Genomic DNA, 1,632 nt, shown 5'->3' on the forward strand with positions numbered 1-1,632 from the left:
ACCGTTCTCGGTGCACGGGCCGTCGGCCAGAACCTGGCCGTGCTCGACCCGCTGGCCCTCGTCCACGATCGGGCGCTGGTTGGCGCAGGTGCCCTGGTTGGAGCGGGCGAACTTCCGCATCCGGTAGCTCTTACGAGTGCCGTCGTCGTGCATGACGGTGATGTAGTCGGCCGAAACCTCTTCCACCACACCGGGCTTCTCGTTGACGACCACATCGCCGGCGTCCACCGCGGCACGCAGCTCCATACCGGTGCCGACCAGCGGCGACTCGGAACGGATCAGCGGCACGGCCTGACGCTGCATGTTCGCCCCCATGAGGGCGCGGTTGGCGTCGTCGTGCTCGAGGAACGGGATCATGGCGGTCGCCACCGACACCATCTGGCGCGGCGAGACATCCATGTAGTCGACCTCGGCCGGGGAGACGTATTCCATCTCCTCGTTACCGCGGCGGGCGAGCACGCGCTCCTCGAGGAAGTTGCCGTCGGCGTCGACGGGCGAATTCGCCTGGGCCCGGACGTGCCGGTCCTCCTCGTCGGCGGTCAGGTACTTGACCTCGTCGGTGACCCGGCCGTTCTCCACCTTGCGGTAGGGGGTCTCGATGAAACCGAACGGGTTGACCCGCGCGTACACCGACAGCGAACCGATCAGGCCGATGTTCGGGCCTTCCGGGGTCTCGATCGGGCACATGCGGCCGTAGTGCGAGGGGTGCACGTCGCGCACTTCCAGGCCGGCGCGCTCACGGGACAGACCACCCGGGCCCAGCGCCGACAGACGACGCTTGTGGGTCAGACCCGAGAGCGGGTTGTTCTGGTCCATGAACTGCGACAGCTGCGAGGTGCCGAAGAACTCCCGGATCGCCGCCGTGATCGGGCGGATGTTGATCAGGGTCTGCGGGGTGATGGCCTCGACGTCCTGGGTGGTCATACGCTCACGCACGACACGTTCCATCCGCGAGAGGCCGACGCGCAGCTGGTTCTGGATCAGCTCGCCGACGGTGCGCAGGCGACGGTTGCCGAAGTGGTCGATGTCGTCGACCTCGACCGGAACCTCGACGCCGCCGGGGACGGTCATCAGCTTGTCGCCCTGGTGCAGACGCACCAGGTACTCGATGGTGGCGACGATGTCCTCGCGGTTCAGCGTCGAGCCGATCACCGGCTCACCGGTGTTGACGCCCAGCTTCTTGTTGACCTTGTAGCGGCCGACGCGGGCCAGGTCGTAGCGCTTCTCCTTGAAGAACAGGTTCTCCAGCAGGGTCTGCGCGGACTCCTTGGTCGGCGGCTCGCCCGGACGCAGCTTGCGGTAGATGTCGAGCAGCGCCTCGTCCTGGCCGGCGGTGTTGTCCTTCTCCAGGGTCGACAGCATGATCTCGGAGAAACCGAAACGCTCGGTGATCTCCTCGGTGGTCATGCCCAGCGCCTTCAGCAGCACGGTGACCGGCTGACGACGCTTGCGATCGATACGCACACCGACGGTGTCGCGCTTGTCGACATCGAATTCCAGCCACGCACCACGCGACGGGATGACGCGCACGCTGTGCAGCGTCTTCTCGGTGCCCTTGTCGATCGACTCGTCGAAGTACACACCCGGCGAGCGCACCAGCTGCGAGACGACCACGCGCTCGGTGCCGTTGAT

Annotated in this window: 1 protein-coding gene; it reads right to left on the bottom strand. The window is 66.5% G+C overall.

Annotated features, from left to right (window positions below; all coding sequences use genetic code 11):
- The coding region (locus NK1_RS33160; RefSeq protein WP_501193615.1) for an RNA polymerDNA-directed RNA polymerase subunit B at nucleotides 1-1,632 on the bottom strand (1,632 nt) is incomplete at both ends.

This window comes from Nocardia kruczakiae NBRC 101016, from assembly GCF_001612965.1.
In the GTDB taxonomy this organism is placed as follows: domain Bacteria; phylum Actinomycetota; class Actinomycetes; order Mycobacteriales; family Mycobacteriaceae; genus Nocardia; species Nocardia kruczakiae.